Annotated in this window: 22 protein-coding genes; 15 read left to right on the top strand and 7 right to left on the bottom strand. The window is 71.2% G+C overall.

Features of this window, described 5'->3' with window-relative positions:
- Nucleotides 1–2: 2 nt before the first annotated feature.
- The gene (locus tag ACIQBL_RS11630; RefSeq protein ID WP_401939679.1) at nucleotides 3–473 is read right to left on the bottom strand and encodes a MarR family winged helix-turn-helix transcriptional regulator; all 471 of its coding nucleotides are present in this window, start codon (nucleotides 471–473) and stop codon (nucleotides 3–5) included.
- A 57-nt stretch (nucleotides 474–530) separates the two neighbouring features.
- Here ACIQBL_RS11630 and ACIQBL_RS11625 point away from each other — a divergent pair, with 57 nt between their 5' ends.
- Nucleotides 531–1,358, top strand: coding sequence for an alpha/beta fold hydrolase (locus tag ACIQBL_RS11625; RefSeq protein WP_401939676.1), 828 nt, complete (start codon nucleotides 531–533; stop codon nucleotides 1,356–1,358).
- Between the two features lie 7 nt (nucleotides 1,359–1,365).
- On the opposite strand, the gene ACIQBL_RS11620 is transcribed toward ACIQBL_RS11625, so the two are convergent.
- Nucleotides 1,366–1,827, bottom strand: a complete 462-nt coding sequence (locus tag ACIQBL_RS11620; RefSeq protein ID WP_401939674.1) for a universal stress protein — start codon at nucleotides 1,825–1,827, stop codon at nucleotides 1,366–1,368.
- Between the two features lie 90 nt (nucleotides 1,828–1,917).
- On the opposite strand from ACIQBL_RS11620, the gene lysX reads away from it, so the two are divergent.
- Both lysX and ACIQBL_RS11610 read left to right on the top strand, forming a co-directional pair.
- Nucleotides 1,918–5,196, top strand: coding sequence for a bifunctional lysylphosphatidylglycerol synthetase/lysine--tRNA ligase LysX (gene lysX / locus ACIQBL_RS11615; protein WP_401939672.1), 3,279 nt, complete (start codon nucleotides 1,918–1,920; stop codon nucleotides 5,194–5,196).
- Nucleotides 5,197–5,287: 91 nt separating this feature from the next.
- Nucleotides 5,288–6,130, top strand: a complete 843-nt coding sequence (locus tag ACIQBL_RS11610; RefSeq protein ID WP_401939670.1) for a polysaccharide deacetylase family protein — start codon at nucleotides 5,288–5,290, stop codon at nucleotides 6,128–6,130.
- A 30-nt stretch (nucleotides 6,131–6,160) separates the two neighbouring features.
- On the opposite strand, the gene ACIQBL_RS11605 is transcribed toward ACIQBL_RS11610, so the two are convergent.
- Complete coding sequence (locus ACIQBL_RS11605; protein WP_401939668.1) at nucleotides 6,161–6,832, bottom strand: class F sortase; 672 nt, start codon at nucleotides 6,830–6,832, stop codon at nucleotides 6,161–6,163.
- Between the two features lie 332 nt (nucleotides 6,833–7,164).
- On the opposite strand from ACIQBL_RS11605, the gene ACIQBL_RS11600 reads away from it, so the two are divergent.
- A complete protein-coding gene (locus ACIQBL_RS11600) occupies nucleotides 7,165–7,671 on the top strand; it encodes a hypothetical protein (RefSeq protein ID WP_401939665.1) in 507 nt (168 codons plus the stop codon).
- 96 nt (nucleotides 7,672–7,767) lie between these two features.
- Here the strand turns inward: ACIQBL_RS11600 and ACIQBL_RS11595 are convergent, their stop codons facing one another.
- The 3 genes from ACIQBL_RS11595 to ACIQBL_RS11585 all read right to left on the bottom strand — a co-directional run bounded on the left by ACIQBL_RS11595 (nucleotide 7,768) and on the right by ACIQBL_RS11585 (nucleotide 9,473).
- A complete protein-coding gene (locus tag ACIQBL_RS11595; RefSeq protein ID WP_401939662.1) occupies nucleotides 7,768–8,319 on the bottom strand; it encodes a hypothetical protein in 552 nt (183 codons plus the stop codon).
- Nucleotides 8,320–8,566: 247 nt separating this feature from the next.
- The gene (locus ACIQBL_RS11590) at nucleotides 8,567–9,328 is read right to left on the bottom strand and encodes a DUF4239 domain-containing protein (protein WP_401939659.1); all 762 of its coding nucleotides are present in this window, start codon (nucleotides 9,326–9,328) and stop codon (nucleotides 8,567–8,569) included.
- 16 nt (nucleotides 9,329–9,344) lie between these two features.
- Nucleotides 9,345–9,473, bottom strand: a complete 129-nt coding sequence (locus ACIQBL_RS11585) for a hypothetical protein (protein WP_401939656.1) — start codon at nucleotides 9,471–9,473, stop codon at nucleotides 9,345–9,347.
- 70 nt (nucleotides 9,474–9,543) lie between these two features.
- On the opposite strand from ACIQBL_RS11585, the gene ACIQBL_RS11580 reads away from it, so the two are divergent.
- From ACIQBL_RS11580 to ACIQBL_RS11555, 6 genes are all read left to right on the top strand, one after another.
- Nucleotides 9,544–9,843, top strand: a complete 300-nt coding sequence (locus ACIQBL_RS11580; RefSeq protein ID WP_401939654.1) for a hypothetical protein — start codon at nucleotides 9,544–9,546, stop codon at nucleotides 9,841–9,843.
- 387 nt (nucleotides 9,844–10,230) lie between these two features.
- Nucleotides 10,231–11,190: an SCO0930 family lipoprotein gene (locus tag ACIQBL_RS11575; protein WP_401939652.1), complete on the top strand. Its 960-nt coding sequence runs from the start codon at nucleotides 10,231–10,233 to the stop codon at nucleotides 11,188–11,190.
- A 347-nt stretch (nucleotides 11,191–11,537) separates the two neighbouring features.
- Nucleotides 11,538–12,350 carry an SAM-dependent methyltransferase gene (locus ACIQBL_RS11570; protein WP_401939649.1) on the top strand — a complete coding sequence of 271 codons (813 nt, stop codon included), beginning with the start codon at nucleotides 11,538–11,540 and terminating at the stop codon, nucleotides 12,348–12,350.
- Entirely contained in the window at nucleotides 12,347–14,491 is a 2,145-nt protein-coding gene (locus tag ACIQBL_RS11565) for a putative bifunctional diguanylate cyclase/phosphodiesterase (RefSeq protein ID WP_401939647.1), read from the top strand. Before ACIQBL_RS11570 ends, ACIQBL_RS11565 begins: the two co-directional genes overlap by 4 nt.
- A 50-nt stretch (nucleotides 14,492–14,541) precedes the next feature.
- Entirely contained in the window at nucleotides 14,542–14,937 is a 396-nt protein-coding gene (locus ACIQBL_RS11560) for a DUF4440 domain-containing protein (RefSeq protein ID WP_401939644.1), read from the top strand.
- Nucleotides 14,938–14,968: 31 nt separating this feature from the next.
- Complete coding sequence (locus ACIQBL_RS11555) at nucleotides 14,969–15,748, top strand: oxidoreductase (RefSeq protein WP_401939642.1); 780 nt, start codon at nucleotides 14,969–14,971, stop codon at nucleotides 15,746–15,748.
- A gap of 603 nt (nucleotides 15,749–16,351) precedes the next feature.
- On the opposite strand, the gene ACIQBL_RS11550 is transcribed toward ACIQBL_RS11555, so the two are convergent.
- Nucleotides 16,352–17,233 carry a LysR family transcriptional regulator gene (locus ACIQBL_RS11550; RefSeq protein WP_401939639.1) on the bottom strand — a complete coding sequence of 294 codons (882 nt, stop codon included), beginning with the start codon at nucleotides 17,231–17,233 and terminating at the stop codon, nucleotides 16,352–16,354.
- A gap of 120 nt (nucleotides 17,234–17,353) precedes the next feature.
- On the opposite strand from ACIQBL_RS11550, the gene ACIQBL_RS11545 reads away from it, so the two are divergent.
- From ACIQBL_RS11545 to ACIQBL_RS11525, 5 genes are all read left to right on the top strand, one after another.
- Nucleotides 17,354–18,025: a succinate dehydrogenase gene (locus tag ACIQBL_RS11545; protein WP_401940693.1), complete on the top strand. Its 672-nt coding sequence runs from the start codon at nucleotides 17,354–17,356 to the stop codon at nucleotides 18,023–18,025.
- Between the two features lies 1 nt (nucleotide 18,026).
- Complete coding sequence (locus ACIQBL_RS11540) at nucleotides 18,027–19,979, top strand: fumarate reductase/succinate dehydrogenase flavoprotein subunit (RefSeq protein ID WP_401939637.1); 1,953 nt, start codon at nucleotides 18,027–18,029, stop codon at nucleotides 19,977–19,979.
- Complete coding sequence (locus tag ACIQBL_RS11535) at nucleotides 19,976–20,725, top strand: succinate dehydrogenase/fumarate reductase iron-sulfur subunit (RefSeq protein ID WP_401939635.1); 750 nt, start codon at nucleotides 19,976–19,978, stop codon at nucleotides 20,723–20,725. The genes ACIQBL_RS11540 and ACIQBL_RS11535 overlap by 4 nt, the downstream gene beginning before the upstream one ends.
- Nucleotides 20,726–20,977: 252 nt before the next feature.
- The gene (locus tag ACIQBL_RS11530; protein WP_401939633.1) at nucleotides 20,978–21,751 is read left to right on the top strand and encodes a GNAT family N-acetyltransferase; all 774 of its coding nucleotides are present in this window, start codon (nucleotides 20,978–20,980) and stop codon (nucleotides 21,749–21,751) included.
- Nucleotides 21,751–22,686: a lysophospholipid acyltransferase family protein gene (locus ACIQBL_RS11525; protein ID WP_401939631.1), complete on the top strand. Its 936-nt coding sequence runs from the start codon at nucleotides 21,751–21,753 to the stop codon at nucleotides 22,684–22,686. The genes ACIQBL_RS11530 and ACIQBL_RS11525 overlap by 1 nt, the downstream gene beginning before the upstream one ends.
- The last annotated feature ends 98 nt before the right edge of the window (nucleotides 22,687–22,784 follow it).

Raw genomic sequence — 22,784 nt, 5'->3', positions numbered from 1 at the left:
GGTCAGTCCACGTCCACGTGGTCGAAGGTCCTGAGGATCTCGGTGAGCACCCGCACGCACGCGCTGACCTCGGCGGCGGTCAGGTCGCCGCCGACCTGGCGGTTCAGGGAGTGCTCGCGGCCGAGGACGGACGTGATGACGGCCCGTCCCTCCTCCGTGAGCCGGATCAGGGAGGACCGCTGGTGCGCGGGGTTGGGCGTGACCTCCACCCAGCCGTGGACGGCCGCCTCGTTGACCATGCGCTGCACGAACTGCCGGCTCAGGGCCAGGACCCGGCCCATCTGGGGCACCGTCATCGGCCCGTGCTGCCGCAACTGGTCCAGTACGGCGCGCACGCCGACGGAGACCCCCTCGACCGGTTCGCCCTGCTCGACCTTGCGCAGGGCGCGCCGGTAGAGCGGGCCCACCAGGTCGAACACCTCGGTGAGGCGGTGGCCGAGTGCGTCGGGGGACAGGGGAGCGGAGTCGTTCACGGGCTCATCATGACACCTGGGTTGCCAAACCTTCCCCAAGATGACACCTTGGTTGTCATGACAGCTGCTTCGGAACGTGCTGCGGAACTGAGCTTCTTCGCATCTGCCGACGGGGACCTGGCCTACCTGGACGTGGGCACCGGCGCCCCCGTGGTCCTCCTCCACTCCGGCTTCGCCGACCACCGCGTCTTCGACGACCAGATACCGGCCCTCGCCTCCGACTTCCGCGTGATCGCGCCCGACATCCGCGGCCACGGTTTCTCCGCCAACGCGAGCGGGCCGTTCCGCTGGGCCGACGACATCGCGGGACTCCTGCGCCACCTCGACCTGGGACCCGCTGTCCTGGTCGGCCTGTGCATGGGCGCGGCCGTCGCCACGGACACCGCGCTGGAACACCCCGAACTGGTCCGCGCGGTCGTCGTCAGCGGCGCCGGGACCAGCGCGTTCGAGTACGAGGACGCACGACTGCTGGAGCGTCGGTCCCGGATCGGACAGCTCCTCGCCGACGGCGACGTCGCGGGCTGGCTGGACGAGTTCGCCCAGGGAGTGGCGGGCCCGCACCGCACGGTGGACGAGGTCGCCCCGTCCGTCGTCCGACGCCTGCGCGAACTGACGTCCCACACCATCTCCAAGCACACGCCCGGCGAGCGGGACTGGTACGTCCCCCTGGGCGACCCCTGGCCCCGCGTCCCGAAACTCGACGTACCGGTCCTCGCCGTCCACGGCGCCCTCGACTGGCCCGACAGCCTCGCCATGGCGGAACGCTTCGCGCAGACCGTCCCGAACGGCCGCACCACGACGATCGAGGGCGTCGGCCACTACCCGAACATGGAGAACCCCGAGGAGTTCAACACGATCCTCGGGGAGTTCCTGCGCGCCCTCTGACAGCGCCCTACGGCACGACCGTCACCGGCCACCGCCCCGCCTTCACCAACCGCACCGCGACCGACCCGACGATCCGGTGCCCGGCCTGCTCCGAGGCGCCCACGACGACCGCGTCGGCCTTGAGCCGGTCGGCCGCCTTCACCAGGCCGCCGTAGGGATCGCCGCGGAACGTGTGGAACTCCCAGCGGATGTCGAATATCCCCTTGACGCGCTCGGTCTCCTGGCGGATCTGGGCGACGAGGTCCTCGGCGATTTCGTCGGTCGTCCCGGCGACCGGTGCCCCCATGGCCGCGCCCGCCGCCAGCACCGGCTGCACGTACACCAGGGCGAGCAGCGCACCCTGCCGCCGGGCCAGGCCGGCGGCATAGGCCGCGGCACGGAACGAGGACTCCGAGCCGTCCACTCCGGCCACGATGACCTTCGGCCCGTCCGTGCCCCGCTCGAACCGAGGTGAGTGCTGTTCCGTCACGGCTGTGAGGCTATCGGAACCGGCGGGTGCCGAACCCGCCCGGGAGCGCTCGACGGGCGCGCGGCCCACCGTGTTCCTACAGTCGGAAGCATGACTGCCACCGTGGAGGGCGCCCGGGCCAAGGACACCGCGGCCCCGATACGACCGCCCGGCAACGGCTTCCTCGGCAGGGTGCCCGAGGGCTTCGCGACCTTCTTCGGCGCCCTCGGCCTGCTCTGCGTCCTGCTGGCCTTCATCGCCCCGCTGCGCCGCGCACTGCGCCCCGTCGTCCGCTTCCTCGACCTGCTGATCGTCCCGGTCAGCGCCAACCTCGCCTACGCCGTCTTCCTGTTCCTGCTGGCCGCCGCGACCGCCGCCCGCAAGAAGATCGCCTGGTGGCTGGTCGTCGTCTACCTCGGCCTGCTGGTCCTGACGGCCGTCCTCGGCGTCGCACTGGGTCTGTACGCCGAGTCCCTCCCGTCCCTGATCATGTGCGGTCTGCTGTTGATCCTGCTGATCGTGGCCCGCCGGCAGTTCTACGCCGCCTCCCGCCGCGCGGCCGTACGACGTGCCCTCGCCGTCCTCCTCGCCGGGCTCGCCGTGGCGATCCTCACCGGCTGGGGACTCGTCTCCCTGTTCCCCGGCACCCTGCCCGAGAGCCAGCACCTGGCACTGGCGGCCGACCGCGTCTGCGGCGGCCTGGTCTCCGACCGCTCCTTCAACGGCCGCCCGCCCCGGGCCGTGTCCTTCCTGCTCGGCCTGTTCGGCGCGCTCGCCCTCCTCAACGCGGCGACCGTCCTCTTCCGCTCCCAACGCCTCGAAGCGGCCCTGCACGGCGACGAGGAGGCCCGCATCCGCACCCTCCTGAAGGCCTACGGCGGCCAGGACTCCCTCGGCTACTTCGCCACCCGGCGCGACAAGGCCGTCGTCTTCTCGCCCAGCGGCAAAGCGGCCGTCACCTACCGCGTCGAGGCCGGCGTCTGCCTCGCCAGCGGCGACCCGGTCGGCGACCGCGAGGCCTGGCCGCACGCCATCGCCGCCTGGCTCGGGCTGGCCCGCCGCCACGCCTGGGCCCCGGCGGTCATGGGCGCCTCCGAGGACGGCGCCAGAGCCTTCGCCCGCGCCGGACTGGGCGCCCTCCAACTCGGCGACGAAGCCATCCTGCACGTCGCCGAGTTCGACCTCGCCGGCCGCGACATGCGCGTCACCCGCCAGGCCGTGGGCCGCGTCCGCCGCGTCGGTGCCACCTGCCGCATCCGCCGCCACACCACCCTCACCGACACGGAGATGGAGGAGGTCGTCGACCGCGCCGACGCCTGGCGCGACACCGAGACCGAACGCGGCTTCTCCATGGCCCTGGACCGCCTCGGCGACCCGGCCGACGGCGACTGCCTCCTCGTCGAAGCCCTCGACGGGGACGGCAAGTTGCTCGCCCTGCTCTCCCTCGTCCCCTGGGGCGCCGACGGCGTCTCCCTCGACCTGATGCGCCGTGACCGCACCGCCCCCAACGGCGTCATGGAGTTCATGGTCGCCGAACTCTGCGCCGCCGCCCCGAAGTTGGGCGTCCACCGGATCTCCCTCAACTTCGCCGTGTTCCGCTCGGCCTTCGAGGAGGGCGCCCGCATCGGCGCAGGCCCGGTGCTCCGCCTCTGGCGCCGCCTCCTGCTGTTCTTCTCCAAGTGGTGGCAACTGGAGGCCCTTTACCGCTCCAACGCCAAGTACCACCCCGAGTGGTACCCCCGCTTCATCTGCTACGGCGAGACCGCCTCCCTGGCCCGGATCAGCCTCGCCTCCGGCATCGCCGAGGGCTTCGTCTCCGTACCGTCGCTGCGCCAACTCTGGGGAAAGGGGCACCCGAAGAGCGGACAGCGGCCCGCGACCACCGCGGGGCTGCCGTCCCTGTCGGCGCTCGGCCCCGACGGAGGGGACGAGGCCGGGACCGACGACCCGGGCAGCGGCCTGCCCGAACAGGTCCGCGTCCGGCACCACAAGCTCGACCGGCTGCGCGCCACCGGCACCGACCCCTACCCGGTCGGCGTCCCAGGACGCACCCACACCCTCGCCGAGGTCCGCGCGGGGGACCAAGTCACCGTCGCCGGGCGGGTGATGAGGGTGCGCGACCTCGGCGGCATCGTCTTCCTCACCCTGCGCGACTGGTCCGGAGACCACCAACTCGCCCTCACCCGCGCCGGGTCGGGCCCCGACCTCGACCGCTTCACCACCGACGCCGACATCGGCGACCACATCACTGCCACCGGCCGCGCGGGCAGCAGCGACAAGGGCGAACCCACCGTCTTCGTCACCTCCTGGCAGCTCACCGGCAAGTGCCTGCGCCCCCTGCCCGACAAACACCGCGGCCTCACCGACCCCGAGGCCAAGGTCCGTATGCGCCACCTCGACCTCGTCGCGAGCCCCGCCGCCCGCGATGTCGTCCGCGCCCGCTCCACCGCCGTACAGGCCCTGCGCCAGGGCCTGTTGGAGCGCGGGTACCTGGAGGTGGAGACCCCGATGCTGCAACAGATCCACGGCGGGGCCAACGCCCGCCCCTTCACCACGCACATCAACGCCTACGACCTCGGCCTCTCTCTGCGCATCGCCCCCGAGCTGTACCTCAAGCGCCTCTGCGTCGGCGGACTGGAGAAGGTCTTCGAGATGGGCCGCACCTTCCGCAACGAGGGCGTCTCCTACAAGCACAACCCCGAGTTCACGATGCTGGAGGCCTACCAGGCGTACGCCGACTACGACGTGATGCTCGACCTCGCCCGCGAACTCATCCAGGGCGCCGCCATCGCCGCCTTCGGGTCCGCCGTCGCCCGCAAGGAGGGCGAGGAGTACGACATCTCCGGCCCCTGGCCGGTCAAGACCGTCCACGGCGCGATCTCCGAGGCGCTCGGCGAGGAGATCGACGCCGACACCGAACTGGCCCGCCTGCACCTGCTGTGCGACCGCGCGGGCGTGCCGTACGGCGCCGACGACGGCCGCGGGGACGTCGTACTGGAGATGTACGAGCGGCTTGTGGAGGAGCCGACCCGGCGGCCCACCTTCTACAAGGACTTCCCGACCGACGTCTCCCCGCTCACCCGGCAGCACCGCACCGACCCGCGGCTCGCCGAACGCTGGGACCTCGTCGCCTTCGGCACCGAACTCGGCACCGCCTACTCCGAACTGACCGACCCCGTCGAACAGCGCCGCCGCCTCACCGCCCAGTCGCTGCTCGCCGCCGGGGGAGACCCGGAGGCGATGGAGCTGGACGAGGACTTCCTCGACGCCCTCGAATACGCGATGCCGCCCACCGGAGGCCTCGGCATCGGTGTCGACCGGCTCGTCATGTTCCTCACCGGTCTGACGATCCGTGAGACGCTGCCGTTCCCCCTCGTCCGGCACCGCTGACGGCGCGAACGCTGGGCCGGGCGGGTGTTTTCCTGCCGCCGCACCGGTGTTGTCGTGGGGCGTCGGACCTCGCGCGGGCGACTGATGAGTCATGAAGAAGGATCAGTTGCTCACGCGCCGACGGGCCCTGCTCGCCGGCGCCGCTGCCGTGGGGGCGGCCGGCACCGCCGGTCTGCTGTACTCCGGACTCTCGGACGACGCCCCCGCCCGGGCCGCCGCCCCCGCCGCCGGGCCCCCACCGCGCCTCGCGCGCAAGCCCTCCTCCTACCGCCTCCGGCCCGTGGCCGGATACGGCGCACCCCACGCCGCCCCCGCCCGTGTCCCGGTGCGGCACGAACCGTTCCTGCGGATGTCCGGACGCGGCAACACCATGGTCCTGACCTTCGACGACGGACCCGATCCCCGCTACACCCCGCACATCCTCGACACTCTCGCCGAGTACGACGTCCGCGCCACGTTCTTCGTGTGCGGCGAGATGGCCGACTGGAACCGCGACCTGCTGGCCCGGATGTCCGACGAGGGCCACATCGTCGGCAACCACACCTGGTCCCACCCCCTGCTGACCAAGCTGACCCGCGGTCAGATCCGCTCCGAGATGGAACGCACCAGCGACGTCATCGAGGACGCGTACGGGGAACGCCCGCAGTGGTTCCGCGCGCCCTACGGGGCCTGGAACCGCGCCGCCTTCCAGCTCGGCTCCGAGATGGGCATGGAACCCCTCGCCTGGACCGTCGACACCCTCGACTGGGACAGACCCGGCACCCGCCACATCGTCAACGCGGTCGAGGACGGCGCCGCCCCCGGCGTCGTGGTGCTCTCGCACGACGCCGGGGGCGACCGTTCACAGAGTGTGCGGGCGCTGCGCGAATATCTGCCGCACCTGCTCGACTCCGGCTACCACATGACGATTCCGCGCCGCCGGACCACCACCTGAGGGGCCTTCGCCCGCCCGGCCGGGGAACGCTCAGCGGACCTCGACCAGGCGGGCGAAGACGACGACGTTCCCGTCGTAGCCGTTCTGCTTGGAGAAACCGCCCCCGCACGTGATGACGCGCAGTTCCGGAGTTCCCTTGGAGGCGTAGACGCGGTCGCCGGGGAAGTTGCGCTTCTCGAAGACCTCGATGCCGTAGATCTCGAACACGGCCGTCTTTCCGTCCTTGCGCTCCACCTCGACGCGGTTTCCCTTCTTGAGGGCCCCGAGTCCGTAGAACACGGCGGGGCCCATTTTGTTGTCGACATGGCCGACGACGACCGCGGTGCCCTTTTCGCCGGGGGAGACGGCGCCGGTGAACCAGCCCGCCAGATTCGGGTCCTCCGGCGGTGGCGCGCCGACCCAGCCGTCCGCGTCCAGGCCCACCGGCATGACCGGGGCGTCGACGCGGATCGCGGGAATCCGCACCCGGTCGGCGACGGAGTACGGCAGCGGGGCCGGGACGTTGCCGAAGGTGGTGTGGCCGGTCCGGGCGTCCGCGGCGGCGGCCGACGCCGGCTGCGGTGGCCCCACGTCGAACTCTCCCGAACCATTCCGAATGAGCGCGAGACCGGTCAGCAGAACAAGCGCTATCACTCCCCACGGGGCGCGCTTCTTCTGCCGCTCCTCCTCTTCGGCAAGCTCGGACAGCTCGTACGCAGACATTCGCCATCCCCTCTCGACACGGCCGTCGCCACGTCACTCGCGCATACGAGAACGCTAAGTCCACAAGCCGCGACCGGCGACGGGGAAAGCGCGAACGGGTGGCCCGGACATCCTTATGTGCGCCATACGAGTTGCCGCGCACAGGAATTTTCTGACGGTCCGTGACCTGCGGCAATATCCGATTGTGCGCTTTTCCTTCGGCGTGTCTCCTCACCAGGACGGACCATTCCCGAAATGCGGGCGCGTGCACGGCATCTGAGGGTCTGTCTGGGAGGCGTTTTCTCGCCGATCGACCGGGGACGGGTCCCGGGGCGCCTTCCGCGGAGGATGACATGCGTACTACTCGTGCCCTGGCTGCCGCCGGTGCCGCGGTCGCCGTCCTGGGGCTCGCCGCCCCGGCGGCCGTCGCGGACGGCATGGGCGCCAGCCCCAGCAACATCATGGCCCTGCCCAGCGTGATCGCCCGCGGCGGACAGCTCACCGTCACGGTCGACGGCTGCTTCAGCGGCGGCAACGCCATCGCCACCTCACCGGGGTTCGAACGCCCCGCCAACCTCTCCCTCCTCGGCGGCTCCGGTACGACGTCCAGCGGGACGGCCAGGATCAGCAGGGAGGCCACCCCCGGCGCGTACAGCATCACGGTCCGCTGCTCCAACGGTTCCTCGCTGACCCGTGACTCCGCGTACACCGTCCTCGGCGGTGTACGCGGCGGCCTCGGCGGCAGCAGCGCCACCGGGGCGACCCCGACCGACATGGCGATCGGCGGCGGTCTGGTCGCCGCGGCCGTCCTGGCCGGCGGGGTGTTCTGGATGCGCCGCCGCACCGAGCGCACCATCTGACCTCCTCCCCCTTCGGAGGTCGTGGCGCACGGAACAGGCCTTCGCCCCGGACCCTTTCGGGTTCCGGGGCGAAGGCCTGTGCGGGTGGCGGTGCGGTCAGGCGCCGTCCTCCCCGGCACGGCGGCGGGAGAAGTGGTACGCGGCTCCCACCGAGCCCGCGATGAGGGCCGCGCCGATGCCCAGTTCCTTGAGGTCGAAACCGGCGATGCTGCCGCCCTCACCGGCCCGGACCCCTCGGGGCACCTGCTGGGCCGGCTGGAGCGGCTGGATGTTGTTGTCGTTCGTGCGGCCGGAGGCGATGGTCAGACCCGTGGAGCCGCTCGCGCCGTCACACGTGAACGTCACCTGGTACACCGCGCCCGGCCTGGCGTCCCAGTCGACCATCGCCGTCGCCGAGGACTGGCCCGGCGAGATCCTGACGGTGTCGAAGACCCCGGAGGAAACCGTGGCGGCCCCCTTGCAGCCGCCGTTGTCGCGGTCGAGTCGCAGGGTCACCTGGCCGCCCGCCGCGATCGTCGAGGGCAGGACGCTGAAGCCGAACGGCGTGATGTTGTGGTTGCCGTCGCCCTTCGCGACGGCGGCCGGCGCGGAGAAGGCGAGGGCGCTGATGCCCAGCAGTGCGGCCGAGGCGACGCGTATCGCGCGCATGGTGATTCCTCCGGGTCCCCGAGGAGCAGCCGCGGACCTTTTCCGCTGGGCCGTAAATGCACCTCGATGTCCGAAACGCTAGGAACATGTGTGCGCTCCCGCGATCCCAGTCGCGCGAATGGGGCAACCGTGTGGGCCGCACAGGGGACACCGTTCCCGCGACCGGGGGACGCCCGCGGTGTGGCGGACGTCCCCCGGCGGGCGGCTCCGGTGAGGGGCCGTCAGTCCCCGATGTACGGGGAGAGGTTCACTTGAGGTGCGGGAAGAGGTTCAGGAACGGCTGTGCCGACGCCGTGATGCCACGGCTGTACGGCGCGTCGAAGTCCCAGATCAGGAACAGCAGGAAGGCGATCAGCGCCGAGAACAGCCCGGCGAGGATCAGCTCCCGTGTCGTACGCCGGATCTGCAGTGCGAAGACCATGCCGATGGTGATCACGGCCCCGCCCAGCAGCCCGAACCACACCACCAGGGGCATGGTCGCCCCGGTCGAGTTCGAGCGGGCGCTGCGTGCCAGGTCCGCGGCGGCGACCTGGTCGACGAGCGGCTGGTAGGCCTGCGCCTGGAAGTCGGTCTTCGGCTGGTAGTCCGTCACGTCCGCACGGATGCGCTCCAGCAGGTCGGTACCGCGCCGGGTGAGCTTCTGGTGGTCGGCCATCGTCTTCCACTCGACGTCGACGACCTGGGAGACGTACGCGTCGACGTCGGCCCGGACACGGTCGCGGATGTCCGGCGGGTAGGCCCGGACCCGCTCCGAGATCTCGTGCAGCGCCTGCGCCTCCGACTGGACGTGGTCCTGGGCGGCGCTGCGGGCCTCCCACACACCGGCGATCGCCAGGCCCAGGACGATGGCGTACACCACGCCGATCCACATCGTCATGTACTCGATGACGTCCGGGGTCTCGCCCGGATCCTCGTCCTCGGACGCGGTGCGCTCGCGTACGAAGGTGATGACGACGACCACGGCACAGGCCGCCACCATCGCGATGACGAGAACAAGCCATTCCGACAAGGGGTTCCTCCGGGGGTCAGCGCGGACGCAGCGCGGCGATGGCGACCACCGCGGGCATGGTGATGAGCAGGACGTAGACGACCGCCGGCGTCCGGCCGGTGGCGGGCCGCGGGCGCGGCTGGGCGTGGTACTTCGGATAACTCACCGGCGACACCGAGGGATGCGGGGTCGGCCTGGGCGACGGTCTCGGCGTCGGGCTCGGCGTGGGCGTGGGAGTGGGTGTCGGAGTCGGCCGGGGCAGGGGCGCCGCCGGGGCCGGGCGCGGCGCGTGGGTGGGCGGCGGAGGCACGGGTTTCGGCGTCGGCCGCGGGGTCGGGGTCGGCCTGGGCGTCGGCTTCGGCGTCGGGGTGGGCTTCGGCGGGGGAGGCGGTGTGGGCTCGGGCGGTGGCGGGGTGGGCGTCGGTGACGGGCAGGGCGGCGGCGGGGTCGGCTTCCGGCAGACCGGCGGGATCGGCCAGGAGCCGTCGCCGGCGATCGCCACCGCCTCCGTGCCGTCCGGCCCCGTCGAGGCGTAGGCGCAGGCGTCGGCCGCTGCCACGCCCGCCGGCGCGCCCGCCAGCAGCCAGGTGAGCGTCACCAGGGCCAACACCCTTGCGGTGAGGGCGGTTCGGGTCGGTTCGGGTCCATGCACGACGGAGATCATGAGGCCTCGCGGGGCCGCGCACGCGGGAGCGTGAAGGGATTGCCCCGAAGGAGTGGAAGACGTGGTGCGACGGTTTGAAGATCCGACCTTCACGCATGGCCGGATGCGCACCCCTGTACGAGACGGGACGCCCGTGTCACAGGGGTCGGAAAGAAATTTGTGCGGCCGTTGAACACTTCCGTGGTCCCCACCCGTACCTAGGACCGTGCGGCGGCACAGACGGGCGCTGCAACATCCAGGTGATTATGGGGAGTTGACGATGAAGACCTCCTGGCGGAGCGCCTCACTCGCGGCGACGGCCGTGTCCGTCATGGCGTTGACGGCTGCGTGCGGTTCGGGAAATGTGGCCACACCTTCCTCTGCGGCCCAGAACGTCGGTGCCACGGCGGCGGCCGGAGGTTACGGAAGCGTCGGTGCGACTGCCACCGCCAGCTCCGGTTCGGCCAACGGCTACGGCGCCGACGGCCAGCAGGCCGCTGCCGCGGAGCCCGCGGGCCAGCTCACTGTTGCCAGCAACCCCGACCTCGGCAAGGTGTTGAGCGACGGTGCCGGGCTCACCCTCTACCGTTTCGACGCCGACACGGCCAATCCGCCCAAGTCCAACTGCGACGGTGCCTGCGCCACCACCTGGCCGCCGGTCCCCGCGAACGACGCCACGGCCGGCGCCGGTATCGACAAGTCCCTGCTCGGCGAGGTGACCCGTAGCGACGGCACCAAGCAGCTGACCGTCGGCGGCTGGCCCGCCTACCGGTACGCCAAGGATGTCAACGCCGGTGACGTCAACGGCCAGGGCGTGGGCGGCAAGTGGTACGCGCTCGCCCCCGACGGCAAGAAGGCGACCCTCGCCTCGCTGCCCGGCCTGTCCGTCCGCAAGGACGCGAAGCTCGGCGACATCGTCGTCGACAAGAACGGCCACACGGTCTACCGCTTCCTCAAGGACAAGGCGTGGCCGGAGCCGGTGTCGAACTGCCTCGGTGCCTGCGCGGAGAAGTGGCCGGCCGTCGGCATCGTCTCCGCGAGCGACACCAAGGGCGTGAAGAAGAAGGGCCTCATGGGCTTCACCCGGCCCGACGGCGTCAAGCAGATGACCGTCAACTGCTGGCCGATCTACACCTTCTCCGGTGACACGGCCGCCGGACAGACCAACGGCCAGGGCGTGGGCGGCACTTGGTACGCCGTCTCTCCCGAAGGAAAGCCGGTCGGCGCGCCCGCGGCGTAGCGAGAACACCTCCCCAGGGTTGATCGCCCCGCCCACTCGGCAACGGATACGCGGAAGGGAGGGACGCGGGCAAGCGAAGAGAAGAGTGCCGAACGAACCACAGCAGCGCGTACGACCCCAGGTCCGCCCCCTCCGCACCGCACGGAGGGGGCGGGCCCCTTTGGCGTCAACTCCCCAGCAATTCCGGCATTCTCCGCGCCTCTCCGCGTGTCCCCGCACGTCGATCCGGCACGTGCCACCGGCAGCGACCGGGAACGGATGGTCAATTTCCGTTTCCGCTCGCTCCTTTGGCGGGCGATCAGTAGCCTCAGCTCGAACACCGGATCGCCTACGCCTTGGAGAGATACATGGAGCGTCCCGCCTGGGCACCACGAAGCGTCGACATCTCGGTGCCGAGCGTTTCGCGTATCTACGACTACTACCTGGGCGGTTCGCACAACTTCGAGGTCGACCGGGAAGCGGCCCGCAAGGCCATGGAGTTCCTCCCGGGACTTCCCAAGATCATGCAGGCGAACCGGGCGTTCATGCGTCGCGCGGTGCGTTTCGCGGCGGCCGAGGGCATCACCCAGTTCCTCGACATCGGCTCCGGGATCCCCACCTTCGGCAACGTCCACGAGGTGGCCCAGGAGGCCAGCCCCGGCGCCCATGTCGTCTACGTCGACCACGACCCGGTGGCGGTCGCGCACAGCCAGGCGGTCCTCGCGGGCAACGCGACCGCGGGCGTCCTCGCGGCCGACCTCCGCAAGCCCCAGGAGATCCTGGCGAGCCCCGAGGTCCAGCACCTGATCGACGTGAACCGGCCAGTGGCGTTACTTCTCGTTGCCATACTGCACTTCGTGGAAGACACGGACGACCCGTACGGAGCGGTGGCACAGCTGCGCGAGGCACTCGCACCCGGCAGCCTGCTGATCCTCACCCATGCCTCGTACGAGGGACTCCCGTTGCCCCCGGAGCGGGCGGAGGGCGCGGTGGACGTGTACAAGGACATTCGCAACCCGCTGATCATGCGCTCGCGCGAGGAGATCGCGCGGTTCTTCGAGGGGTACGACATGGTGGAACCCGGACTGGTGCCGATGCCGGACTGGCGGCCGGACACCGCACCGGAGGACGAGGATCCGTATTCCTTCTCCGGTTTCGCCGGCGTAGGACGCACGGCGTGACCGCGGAGCCGGACGGGCCGGAGGACAGACTGCGCAGGTTCGCGACCATCTGGAGCCGGGCGGTGTTCCCGGCGACCTCGACGTCGCTGACCCGGCCCGAGTTCGAGGAGCGACTCCTGCCGCTGGCACGGCGGTTGAGTGAGGCGCTGCGGGCCAGGAACCTCGACGCCGAGGAGGGCAAGGCGGTCGGCGCCGCCCTCGTCGCCGCGCACTGCACCGACCCCGACGCCCTCAGTCGCACCCTGGAGTGCGTCGACGCCTACCTGGTGCTCTACTGCGGCGGCGACGGCCCCCAGGAGGACCTCCGGATCCGCTCGGCACGGCTCCAGCACGCCATGGCCGCCGGGTTCGCCCAGGAACTGCGCGAGCGCACCCTGGCCGAGCAGGAGGCCATCTCCGTGGCCGCCCTCCAGGCCCAAGGAGTCGTCGCACAGGCCCTGCACGCGACCGAGGCCCGCTTCCGCGCGGTCTTCGAGGGCGCGGCCATAGGAATCGGCATGGCCGACCTCGAAGGCAACATCCTCCAGGTCAACGGCGCGCTGCTGCGCATGTTCGGCATCACCGAGCAGGCCATGGGCGGCCGCAACGTCCGCGAGTGGACCCACCCCGAGGACGCGCCCCAGACCTGGACGCTCTACGACGAACTCGTCCGCGGCGAGCGCGAGCACTACCACGTCGAGAAGGCGTTCTACCGGCCTGACGGAACGGTCCTGTGGACCAACCTCACGGTCTCCCTGCTGCGCGACGCCGACGGCGACCCGCAGTACCAGCTCGCCCTCATGGAGGACACCACCGAGCGACGGCTGCTCAACCTGCGGCTGCGCTACGAGGCGACCCACGACGCCCTCACCGGCCTGCCCAACCGCACCCTGTTCTTCGAACGCCTGGAGAAGGCGCTCGGCGCGGGCGACAACCAGCGGTTCGGCTTGTGCTACCTCGACCTCGACGGCTTCAAGACCATCAACGACAGCCTCGGCCACGCGGCCGGCGACCGGCTGCTCGTCGAGGTCGCCGACCGGCTCCAGTCCTGCGCCACCGCCCCCGGCGAGATGGTCGCCCGGCTCGGCGGCGACGAGTTCGTGGCGTTGACCACAGGACCCGACACCGAGCGCGAGGTCGACGAACTCGCCGGCCGCATCATGAACGCGCTCATCACCCCGGTCAGCATCGACGGCCGTGACCTGACCGTGCGCGGCTCCATCGGCATCGTCGAGGGTCCGGCCGGCGAGCGCGGCCCGGCGGAGGTGCTGCGCAGCGCCGACATCACGATGTACCGGGCCAAGTCGGCGGGCGGCAACCGCTTCGAACTCGCCGACCCGGAGGCCGACGCCCGCGCGATCACGCGCCACGGTCTGACCACGGCACTCCCGGCCGCCCTGGACCGGGGCGAGTTCTTCATCGAGTACCAGCCGCTGGTCCACCTCGGCGACGGCAGCGTGCGCGGCGCCGAGGCCCTCGTCCGCTGGCTGCACCCGCAGCACGGCGTCCTCGGCCCCGACCGCTTCATCCCGCTCGCCGAACACACGGGCCTGATCGTGCCGTTGGGCCGCTGGGTCCTCGACCAGTCCGTACGGCAGGCCAAGCAGTGGCAGGAACGACACGGCGGCAACGACGCCACCGGCCCCCTGCGCATCAACGTCAACCTCTCGCCCTGCCAGCTCAGTCACCCCGGCCTGGTGCAGGACACCGTGGACATCCTGGAGCGCGCGGGCGTCGCGCCGGACGCGCTCTGCCTGGAGGTCACCGAGTCGGCACTCATCGGCGCCGACGACGACCTGCTCAAGCCGCTGCGCCGGCTCGCCGAGATGGGCGTCGACATCGCCCTCGACGACTTCGGCACCGGCTACTCCAACCTCGCCAACCTCCGCCGCCTCCCGGTGAGCATCCTCAAACTGGACCGCTCCTTCACCCAGGGCATGCAGCAGTTCCCGGCCGACCCCGTCGACCTCAAGATCGTCGAGGGCATCGTCTCCCTCGCCCACAGCCTGAACCTCGCGGTGACGGTCGAGGGCGTCGAGACCGGCGCACAGGCCGAACAACTCCGCATACTGGGCTGCGACACGGCCCAGGGCTGGTACTACGCCCGCCCGGGCCCGCCGGAGCGACTGCACGAACTGGCGTTGGTGGACGCGACGGGGTGAGGACGTAAGTCGGTTGCGGGAGGGCCGGGTTCGAGTGTGATCATGTGCGGGTGAGTCAGGAAGCGCATGCATCGGACGACGTGAACAAGGCCATCGAGGGTGAACTGGCGCTCATGGACCCGGCCGTCCGCTCCTCCCGCAGTGAGGCCGTCCGCCTGCTGGACCCCGAGTACGTGGAGGTCGGCGACTCGGGCCGGCACTACACGTACGAGCACATGCTGGCCTGGCTGCCCGAGCACGCGGGCAGCGCGAGGGAGGGGCCCCGCTACCGCCCGTCGGCCATCACGGGCATCGTCCTGGCCCCCGGCCTGGTGCAGCTCAGATACGAGACCGACTTCGACGGCCGCCGTGCCCGCCGCACCTCCCTGTGGCGCAAGCGCGACGAGGAGACGGGCTGGCGGATGTTCTACCACCAGGGGACGCTGGTGCCGCCGGACATCGACTGAGACAGGCCGCGACGCGAAGGAGCCGGACTCCATGAGCACCGAACTGCAGGGCCGCACCGCCGTGGTGACAGGCGCGAGCAAGGGCATCGGACTGGCGGTCGTGCAGGCGCTGGCCGGCGCGGGAGCGACCGTCGTCGCCGGGTCGCGCACCAGCACCGAGGAACTGGACGCGCTGGTCAAGGAGTTCCCGGTCACGTGGGTGCCGGTCGACCTCGCGGAGCGCGCCGCGGCCGAGCGGCTGGTCGCGGCGGCAGACGGGCGCGTCGACGTCCTCGTGAACAACGTCGGTACGGCCCCGCCCCGCACCGGCGGTTTCCTGTCCGTGACCGACGAGGACTGGCAGCGCACCCTCGACCTGAACCTCCTCACGGCGGTACGCGTCACCCGCGCCGCCCTTCCGCCGATGCTGGCCGCCGGGCGTGGCAGCGTGATCACGATCGGTTCGGTCAACGCCACCCTGCCCGACCCGCTGGTCATCGACTACAGCGCGGGCAAGGCCGCCCTGGTCGCCTTCTCCAAGGCCCTGTCCAAGGAGGTCGGCCCGAAGGGCATCCGCGTCAACACGGTCAGCCCCGGCCCGGTGGAGACGGAACTGTGGCTCGGCGGCGGGGGAGTGGCCGCGACCGTGTCGGCCGCCGCCGGCATCACCCCGGAGGAGGTCGTGGCGCGGGCCTCCGGCGCCACCGTCACCGGCCGCTTCTCCAGGCCCGCCGAGATCGCCGACGTGGTCCTCTTCCTCGCCGGCGACCGCGCGGCGAACCTGACCGGCAGCGACCTGGTGATCGACGGGGGCCTCATCCCGACGTGGTGAGCCGCGCGGTCGCCGGGGACGAAGAACTCCCTTACGGCGGCGCCCGATTGTCGCTGCCTCCACGGCAGCTGCGGCACCCGGCGGTGGTGCGGGTGGCATCCGCACCTGTGCCCGGGTGGGCCCGCGAGCCCGACTGTCCCCGCCGAGCCTGTGGCGACCGGCATCAGCGGCAGCACCGGGGTGAGGTGCTGCGGCTCACGGCCTCCGGACCAGGGTCCGCTGAGTTCGCGCGGGGGGACTGCCTCCGCAGCGCCTGCTGGACCTGGTGTCGGTGCCGCGCTCGGGTGGGCTCGCGAGTGCGGGTGCTTCCGCACCATCTGCCGCGCGGGGAATCAGCGGCGGCGCCCGGGTGAGGTGCTGCCGCTCGCCCCTCTCACGGCCTCCGCACCAGGGCCCCGGCGAGTTCGCGGGGGTTCGTCGCCTCGACTGCAGCCGCCGCAACCGCCGTCCGGGCCCCACACAGCCCGCGCAGCTCACCGTTTCCGTGGCAACCGGCATCCGCACCAGCCCCACCCGCCGACCCCGCGCAACTCACCGCTCGCGCTGCAACCGGCATCCGCACCAGCCCCCCCGTCAAGCCCGCGCAGCTCACCTCACCTCACCTCACCGCTCCAACAACATCCGCTGCAACTCCCTCGCCGCCCGAGGCGGAGCCACATCGCTGCGATGCGCCAGCGCGATGGTCCGGTGCAGCCCCGGCCGTGCCAGCGGGGTCACCCGCAGCCCGCGCCCGGACTTCGTCGCGACCATGCGCGGTACCACGGCCACGCCGAGCCCCGCCCGCACGAAGCCGAGGACGGCGTCCATCTCGCCGCCCTCGACCGCGAAGTCGGGTTCGAAGCCCTCGGCGCGGCAGGCGGCGACGGTGAGTTCGCGGAGGTCGTAGCCGTGCCGGAACATGACCAGCCGTTCGCCCTCCAGGTCGGCGATCCGTACCGTCCGCCCGCGCCCCGGCACGGACGCCTCCGGTGACGACACCACCACCAGGTCCTCGCGCAGCAGCTCCACCGTCGTCAGCGCCGGTGACGGCGTGGGCAGCGGCAGGACCACCAGGGCGAGATCGAGGGCGCCGCGCGCCAGCTCCCGTACGAGATCGTGCGAACCGCCCTCCTCGATCAGCAGCCGGATGCCCGGATAGCGGTCGTGGAAGGCGCGCAGCACGTCCGGCAGCAGGCCCGTGCACAGGCTCGGGGTCGCGCCCAGGCGGATCCGGCCGCTGCGCAGCTGGACCAGCTCCAGGACCTCGTGCCGGGCCGTGTCCGCGTCGGCCAGGATGCGCCGGGCCAGCGGCAGCAGCGCCTCGCCCGCGTCCGTGAGCGTGATGTTTCCCCGCGCCCGCAGGAACAGGTCCGCCCCCAACTCCCGCTCCAGCGCCTTGATCTGCTGGGACAGCGACGGCTGCGCGACATGGACCAGATCGGCGGCCCGGGTGAAGTGCCGGGTCTCGGCGACGGCCACGAAGTACTGGAGCTGCTGGAACTGCATGCGGTCATGATAGTCGTAGCCTATGGAATCCAGGCGGATCATGTCTTGGACCGATCGACCTTCCGGGACCTAACGTCCGTAGACATGGCTCTGGCAACGCGGACGGACCGACGGCCGTCGATGGCGCGCACGGTGTGGGACAGTTCCGTCGGCAAGAAGACAGTGATGGCGGTCAGCGGCCTGATCATGCTGCTGTACCTGGTCGTCCACATGATCGGGAACCTGAAGATCTTCTTCGGCGCGGGGGAGTTCAACCACTACGCCCACTGGCTGCGCACCGTCGGCGAACCCTTCATGCACTACGAGTGGACGCTCTGGCTGATCCGGATCGTCCTGGTCGTCGCCGTGGTCGCGCACGCCGTCTCCGCGTACCAGCTCAGCCGCCGCGACATCAGGGCGCGCCCCAGCAAGTACGTGCACAAGAAGCCCCGCGCGACCTACGCCACGCGCACCATGCGCTGGGGCGGGATCATCCTCGCCCTGTTCATCGTCTGGCACATCCTCGACCTGACCACCGGCACCGTGCACTCCGGCGGCTTCCAGGAGGGCCACCCGTACCAGAACGTCGTGGACACCTTCTCCACCTGGTACGGCGACACCCTCTACATCGTCGCGATGCTCGCCCTCGGCCTGCACGTCCGGCACGGCTTCTGGAGCGCCGCCCAGACCCTCGGGGCGGGCAGCCGCAGCCGCGACCGCGCCCTGAAGACCATCGCCAATGTCCTCGCACTGCTGCTCACCGCCGGCTTCATCGCCGTGCCCGTGGGCGTCATGACCGGAGTGGTGAGCTGAAATGGCCCTTGAATACGCCGACTTCACGACCGGGGAACCCGTCACCGACACCAAGGCCCCCACCGGCCCGATCAACGAGCGCTGGGACACCCGCCGTTTCGAGGCCAAACTCGTCAACCCCGCCAACCGGCGCAAACACACGGTGATCGTCGTCGGCACCGGCCTCGCGGGCGGCTCCGCGGGCGCCACCCTCGCCGAACAGGGCTACCACGTCGTCCAGTTCTGCTACCAGGACTCCCCGCGCCGCGCCCACTCGATCGCCGCCCAGGGCGGCATCAACGCGGCGAAGAACTACCGCAACGACGGCGACTCCGTCCACCGCCTCTTCTACGACACCGTCAAGGGCGGCGACTTCAGGGCCCGCGAGTCCAACGTCCATCGCCTCGCGCAGATCTCGGTGGAGATCATCGACCAGTGCGTGGCGCAGGGCGTGCCGTTCGCGCGGGAGTACGGCGGCCTGCTCGACACCCGCTCCTTCGGCGGCGTGCAGGTCTCCCGCACCTTCTACGCGCGCGGCCAGACAGGACAGCAACTCCTCCTCGGCGCCTACCAGGCGCTGTCCCGGCAGATCGCCGCCGGGAACATCGAGATGCACCCGCGCACCGAGATGCTCGACCTGATCGTCGTCGACGGGAAGGCGCGCGGGATCGTGGCCCGCGATCTCATCAGCGGCCGTATCGACACGTACTTCGCCGACGCGGTCGTCCTCGCCAGCGGCGGCTACGGCAACGTCTTCTACCTGTCGACGAACGCCATGAACTCCAACGCGACCGCCGTGTGGCGGGCCCACCGGCGCGGCGCGCTCTTCGCCAACCCGTGTTTCACGCAGATCCATCCGACCTGCATCCCGCGCACCGGTGAGCACCAGTCCAAACTCACCCTGATGAGCGAGTCGTTGCGCAACGACGGCCGGATCTGGGTGCCGAAGGCCAAGGGCGACACGCGTCCGCCGAATCAGATCCCCGAGGACGAGCGCGACTACTACCTGGAGCGCGTCTACCCGTCCTTCGGCAACCTCGTGCCCCGCGACATCGCCTCCCGCGCCGCCAAGAACGTGTGCGACGAGGGGAAGGGCGTCGGCCCCGGCGGGCAGGGCGTCTACCTCGACTTCGCCGACGCCATCCGGCGGTTGGGCCGCAAGGCCGTCGAGGAGAAGTACGGGAACCTCTTCGACATGTACGCCCGGATCACCGCCGAGGACCCGTACACGGTCCCCATGCGGATCTACCCCGCCGTGCACTACACAATGGGCGGCCTCTGGGTCGACTACGACCTCCAGACCACCATCCCGGGCCTGTTCGCGATCGGCGAGGCCAACTTCTCCGACCACGGCGCCAACCGGCTCGGCGCCTCCGCGCTGATGCAGGGCCTCGCCGACGGCTACTTCGTGCTCCCGGCGACCATCAACGACTACCTCGCCCGGCACCCCGGGCACGAGGACATCACCGCCGAACACCCCGTCGTACAGGAGGTGTTGGCGGAGACCGAGGACCGCGTCAACCTCCTCCTCTCCGTGGACGGCGACCGCACCCCCGACTCCTTCCACCGCGAACTCGGCGAACTCATGTGGGAGTTCTGCGGAATGGCCCGCACCGACAGCGGACTGCGCAAGGCGCTGGAACGGATCCCGCAGATCCGCGAGGAGTTCTGGCGGCGGATCAAGGTCCCGGGCACCGGCGAGGAGTTCAACCAGTCGCTGGAGAAGGCGAATCGCATCGTCGACTACCTGGAGCTCGCCGAGCTGATGTGCCTCGACGCACTCAACCGCGCCGAGTCCTGCGGCGGTCACTTCCGCGAGGAGTCACAGACCCCGGACGGCGAAGCGGCGCGCAGGGACGAGGAGTTCTCGTACGCCGCCGCCTGGGAGTTCACCGGCACCGGATCGTCTCCCGTACTGCACAAGGAAGACCTGGTCTTCGAGTACGTCCACCCCACTCAGCGGAGCTACGCATGAAGCTCACCCTGCGCGTCTGGCGGCAGAAGAACGCCGACGCCGAAGGCGCCATGTCCACCTACCAAGTGGACGGAATCTCCACGGACATGTCGTTCCTGGAGATGCTCGACACCCTCAACGAGGAACTCATCCTCAAGGGTGAGGACCCGGTCGCCTTCGACCACGACTGCCGCGAGGGCATCTGCGGCGCGTGCAGCCTGGTCATCAACGGCGACGCGCACGGCCCGGAGCGCACCACGACCTGCCAACTCCACATGCGGTCGTTCGAGGACGGCGACACGATCGACATCGAGCCGTGGCGCGCCTCGGCCTTCCCGGTCGTCAAGGACCTCGTCGTGGACCGCTCGGCCTTCGACCGGATCATCCAGGCGGGCGGTTACATCACCGCCCCGACCGGCGCCGCCCCCGAGGCGCACGCCACCCCCGTCCCCAAACCGGACGCCGACTTCGCCTTCGAGCACGCCGAGTGCATCGGCTGCGGGGCGTGCGTGGCCGCGTGTCCCAACGGCGCGGCCATGCTGTTCACCTCCGCCAAGGTCAACCACCTGGGCGTCCTCCCGCAGGGCGCCCCCGAGCGCGAGACGCGGGTGCTGGACATGGTGGCGCAGATGGACGACGAGGGCTTCGGCGGCTGCACACTGGCCGGCGAATGCGCCACCGCCTGCCCGAAGGGCATCCCGCTGGTCTCCATCACCGCCATGAACAAGGAGTGGCTGCGGGCGACCCGCAAGGTCGCCAAGCGCTGAACTCCCGCGTGAACTCCCTTATGGGACAGGAACGTTCGCCGACAGGATGCGGACGGGCGGGACCGGGAGTGGTGCTCATCCCCGGTCCCGCCAGGCATCGGCGTATGCGGACGCCGTTCAACAAGCTCACATCCCGGCTCCGGGCACAGGTCACGCGCAGGACGCCCGGCGTAGGAAGAACTGTTGCGACCGGACATACGGAACCGGCCAGCTTGTTCCTTCGCCGAACCCGGCCCGTGATCAGGGAGAGCCATGACCGGCGTTTCCACCCTCGACCGTCCTTCGCAGCCCGCCGCGCCGACCCGCTACACCGTCACGCTCGCCCGCGACGAGGACGAGGTGCGCGCCGCGCAGCGGCTGCGGCACGACGTCTTCGCCGGGGAGATGGGCGCCCACCTCTCCAGCCCGCAGCCCGGCCTGGACGTGGACGCCTTCGACGCCTACTGCGACCACCTCCTCGTCCGTGACACGGTCACCGGGCAGGTGGTCGGCACCTACCGGCTGCTGCCGCCCGAGCGGGCCGCGGTCGCCGGACGGCTCTACTCGGAGAGCGAGTTCGACCTCGCCCCCCTCGACTCGATCCGCCCGGGCCTCGTCGAGGTCGGCCGCTCCTGCGTCCACCCCGACCACCGCGACGGCACCGTCATCGGCCTCATCTGGGCCGGCATAGCCCGCTACATGGTCGACCGCGGCCACGAGTGGCTGGCCGGCTGCTGCTCGATCCCGCTGGCCGACGGCGGCGCCCTCGCCGCCGGCACCTGGGACCGCGTCAGCGCCAAGCACCTCGCCCCGGAGGAGTTCCGGGTACGGCCCCTGCTGCCCTGGAACCCGGACGGCGTGACCCGCCCCACCGACCGCGTCGAACTCCCGCCGCTGCTGCGCGGATACGTCCGCCTCGGCGCCTGGGTGTGCGGCGAGCCCGCCCACGACCCGGACTTCGGGGTCGCCGACCTGTACGTGCTGCTGTCGATGCGCCGGGTCAACCCGCGCTATCTGCGGCACTTCCTCTCGCTCGTGCCGGCCTGATGAGCGTCTGGCTGCCCAGCGCGCCCTGCACCCCCAGGACGTGCATCGAGTCGAAGGGGTCCGTCACGGCCGTACCGCGCGCCGTGCTGCGCTTCGTGACCGTCCTGGTCGTGGTGGCCGCCGGGGCCGCGCTCACCCCCGTCGGCGGGCGCGTCCCCGCCCGCGCGGTCCGCTGGTGGTGCCGGACGATCGTCCGGGCCGCCGGCATCCGGCTCCGCATCACCGGCACCACCACGCCCACCGGCGGGCTGCTGCTGGTCGCCAACCACATCTCGTGGCTGGACATCCCGCTGATGGCCGCCGTACGCCCCGCCCGCATGCTGGCCAAGGCCGAGATCCGGCACTGGCCCGTGGCCGGAACCCTCACCGCCGGCAGCGGTGCCCTGTTCATCGACCGCGAGCGGCTGCGCGCCCTCCCCGACACGGTCGCCTCCATCGCGGGTGCCCTGCGCGCGGGCGGAGCGGTCGCCGTCTTCCCCGAGGGCAGCACCTGGTGCGGGCGGGCCCAGGGCCACTTCCGGCGGGCCGTCTTCCAGGCCGCACTCGACGCCGGAGTCCCCGTCCAACCCGTCGGCCTGCACTACCTGACCGACGGCGGCACGGCCAGCACCGCACCCGCCTTCGTCGGCAGCGACTCCCTGCTCACCTCGGTGTGGCGGGTCGTCTCGACGCGCGGACTGGTCGCCGAGGTCGAGGTCGGCGAGACCATCGCGCCCGGCAGCCACCCCGACCGCCGCTCCCTCGCCCACGCCGCGCAGACCGGCGTGACGGCCCGTCCCCAGCGCCAGGACCACTGCTCCTCGGTGGCTCAGGCACCGGTGAAAATCCGCAGGACGGCCCGCAGACGTCCTGTTAGCGTGGCGTCCATGAGGATCATCAGGCACACCGGCACCGCGACCGCGCGAGCGACCAGCTCGCCGGCCGCCGACGCCTGACCTCACCCACCACTCCCGGCGGCCGGAAACGGACCGCCGGGACGTGTCGTTTCCAGCCCCTTCGCAGGCTTCCCCGCGGTTCCTTTCCGGTCCCCACC

This window comes from Streptomyces sp. NPDC088350 (assembly GCF_044753545.1).
In the GTDB taxonomy this organism is placed as follows: domain Bacteria; phylum Actinomycetota; class Actinomycetes; order Streptomycetales; family Streptomycetaceae; genus Streptomyces.
The sequence above is the reverse complement of the archived record's forward strand: the minus strand, read 5'-3'. Positions and strand labels throughout refer to the sequence as shown.

What these genes read in the sequence shown, in the direction of transcription:
- ACIQBL_RS11625 (WP_401939676.1), top strand. Translation starts at nt 531, where the DNA reads ATGACAGCTGCTTCGGAACGTGCTGCGGAACTGAGCTTCTTCGCATCT.
- lysX (WP_401939672.1), top strand. Translation starts at nt 1,918, where the DNA reads ATGACTGCCACCGTGGAGGGCGCCCGGGCCAAGGACACCGCGGCCCCG.
- ACIQBL_RS11610 (WP_401939670.1), top strand. Translation starts at nt 5,288, where the DNA reads ATGAAGAAGGATCAGTTGCTCACGCGCCGACGGGCCCTGCTCGCCGGC.
- ACIQBL_RS11605 (WP_401939668.1), bottom strand. Translation starts at nt 6,832, where the DNA reads ATGTCTGCGTACGAGCTGTCCGAGCTTGCCGAAGAGGAGGAGCGGCAG.
- ACIQBL_RS11600 (WP_401939665.1), top strand. Translation starts at nt 7,165, where the DNA reads ATGCGTACTACTCGTGCCCTGGCTGCCGCCGGTGCCGCGGTCGCCGTC.
- ACIQBL_RS11595 (WP_401939662.1), bottom strand. Translation starts at nt 8,319, where the DNA reads ATGCGCGCGATACGCGTCGCCTCGGCCGCACTGCTGGGCATCAGCGCC.
- ACIQBL_RS11575 (WP_401939652.1), top strand. Translation starts at nt 10,231, where the DNA reads ATGAAGACCTCCTGGCGGAGCGCCTCACTCGCGGCGACGGCCGTGTCC.
- ACIQBL_RS11570 (WP_401939649.1), top strand. Translation starts at nt 11,538, where the DNA reads ATGGAGCGTCCCGCCTGGGCACCACGAAGCGTCGACATCTCGGTGCCG.
- ACIQBL_RS11555 (WP_401939642.1), top strand. Translation starts at nt 14,969, where the DNA reads ATGAGCACCGAACTGCAGGGCCGCACCGCCGTGGTGACAGGCGCGAGC.
- ACIQBL_RS11550 (WP_401939639.1), bottom strand. Translation starts at nt 17,233, where the DNA reads ATGCAGTTCCAGCAGCTCCAGTACTTCGTGGCCGTCGCCGAGACCCGG.
- ACIQBL_RS11545 (WP_401940693.1), top strand. Translation starts at nt 17,354, where the DNA reads ATGGCGCGCACGGTGTGGGACAGTTCCGTCGGCAAGAAGACAGTGATG.
- ACIQBL_RS11540 (WP_401939637.1), top strand. Translation starts at nt 18,027, where the DNA reads ATGGCCCTTGAATACGCCGACTTCACGACCGGGGAACCCGTCACCGAC.
- ACIQBL_RS11535 (WP_401939635.1), top strand. Translation starts at nt 19,976, where the DNA reads ATGAAGCTCACCCTGCGCGTCTGGCGGCAGAAGAACGCCGACGCCGAA.
- ACIQBL_RS11530 (WP_401939633.1), top strand. Translation starts at nt 20,978, where the DNA reads ATGACCGGCGTTTCCACCCTCGACCGTCCTTCGCAGCCCGCCGCGCCG.
- ACIQBL_RS11525 (WP_401939631.1), top strand. Translation starts at nt 21,751, where the DNA reads ATGAGCGTCTGGCTGCCCAGCGCGCCCTGCACCCCCAGGACGTGCATC.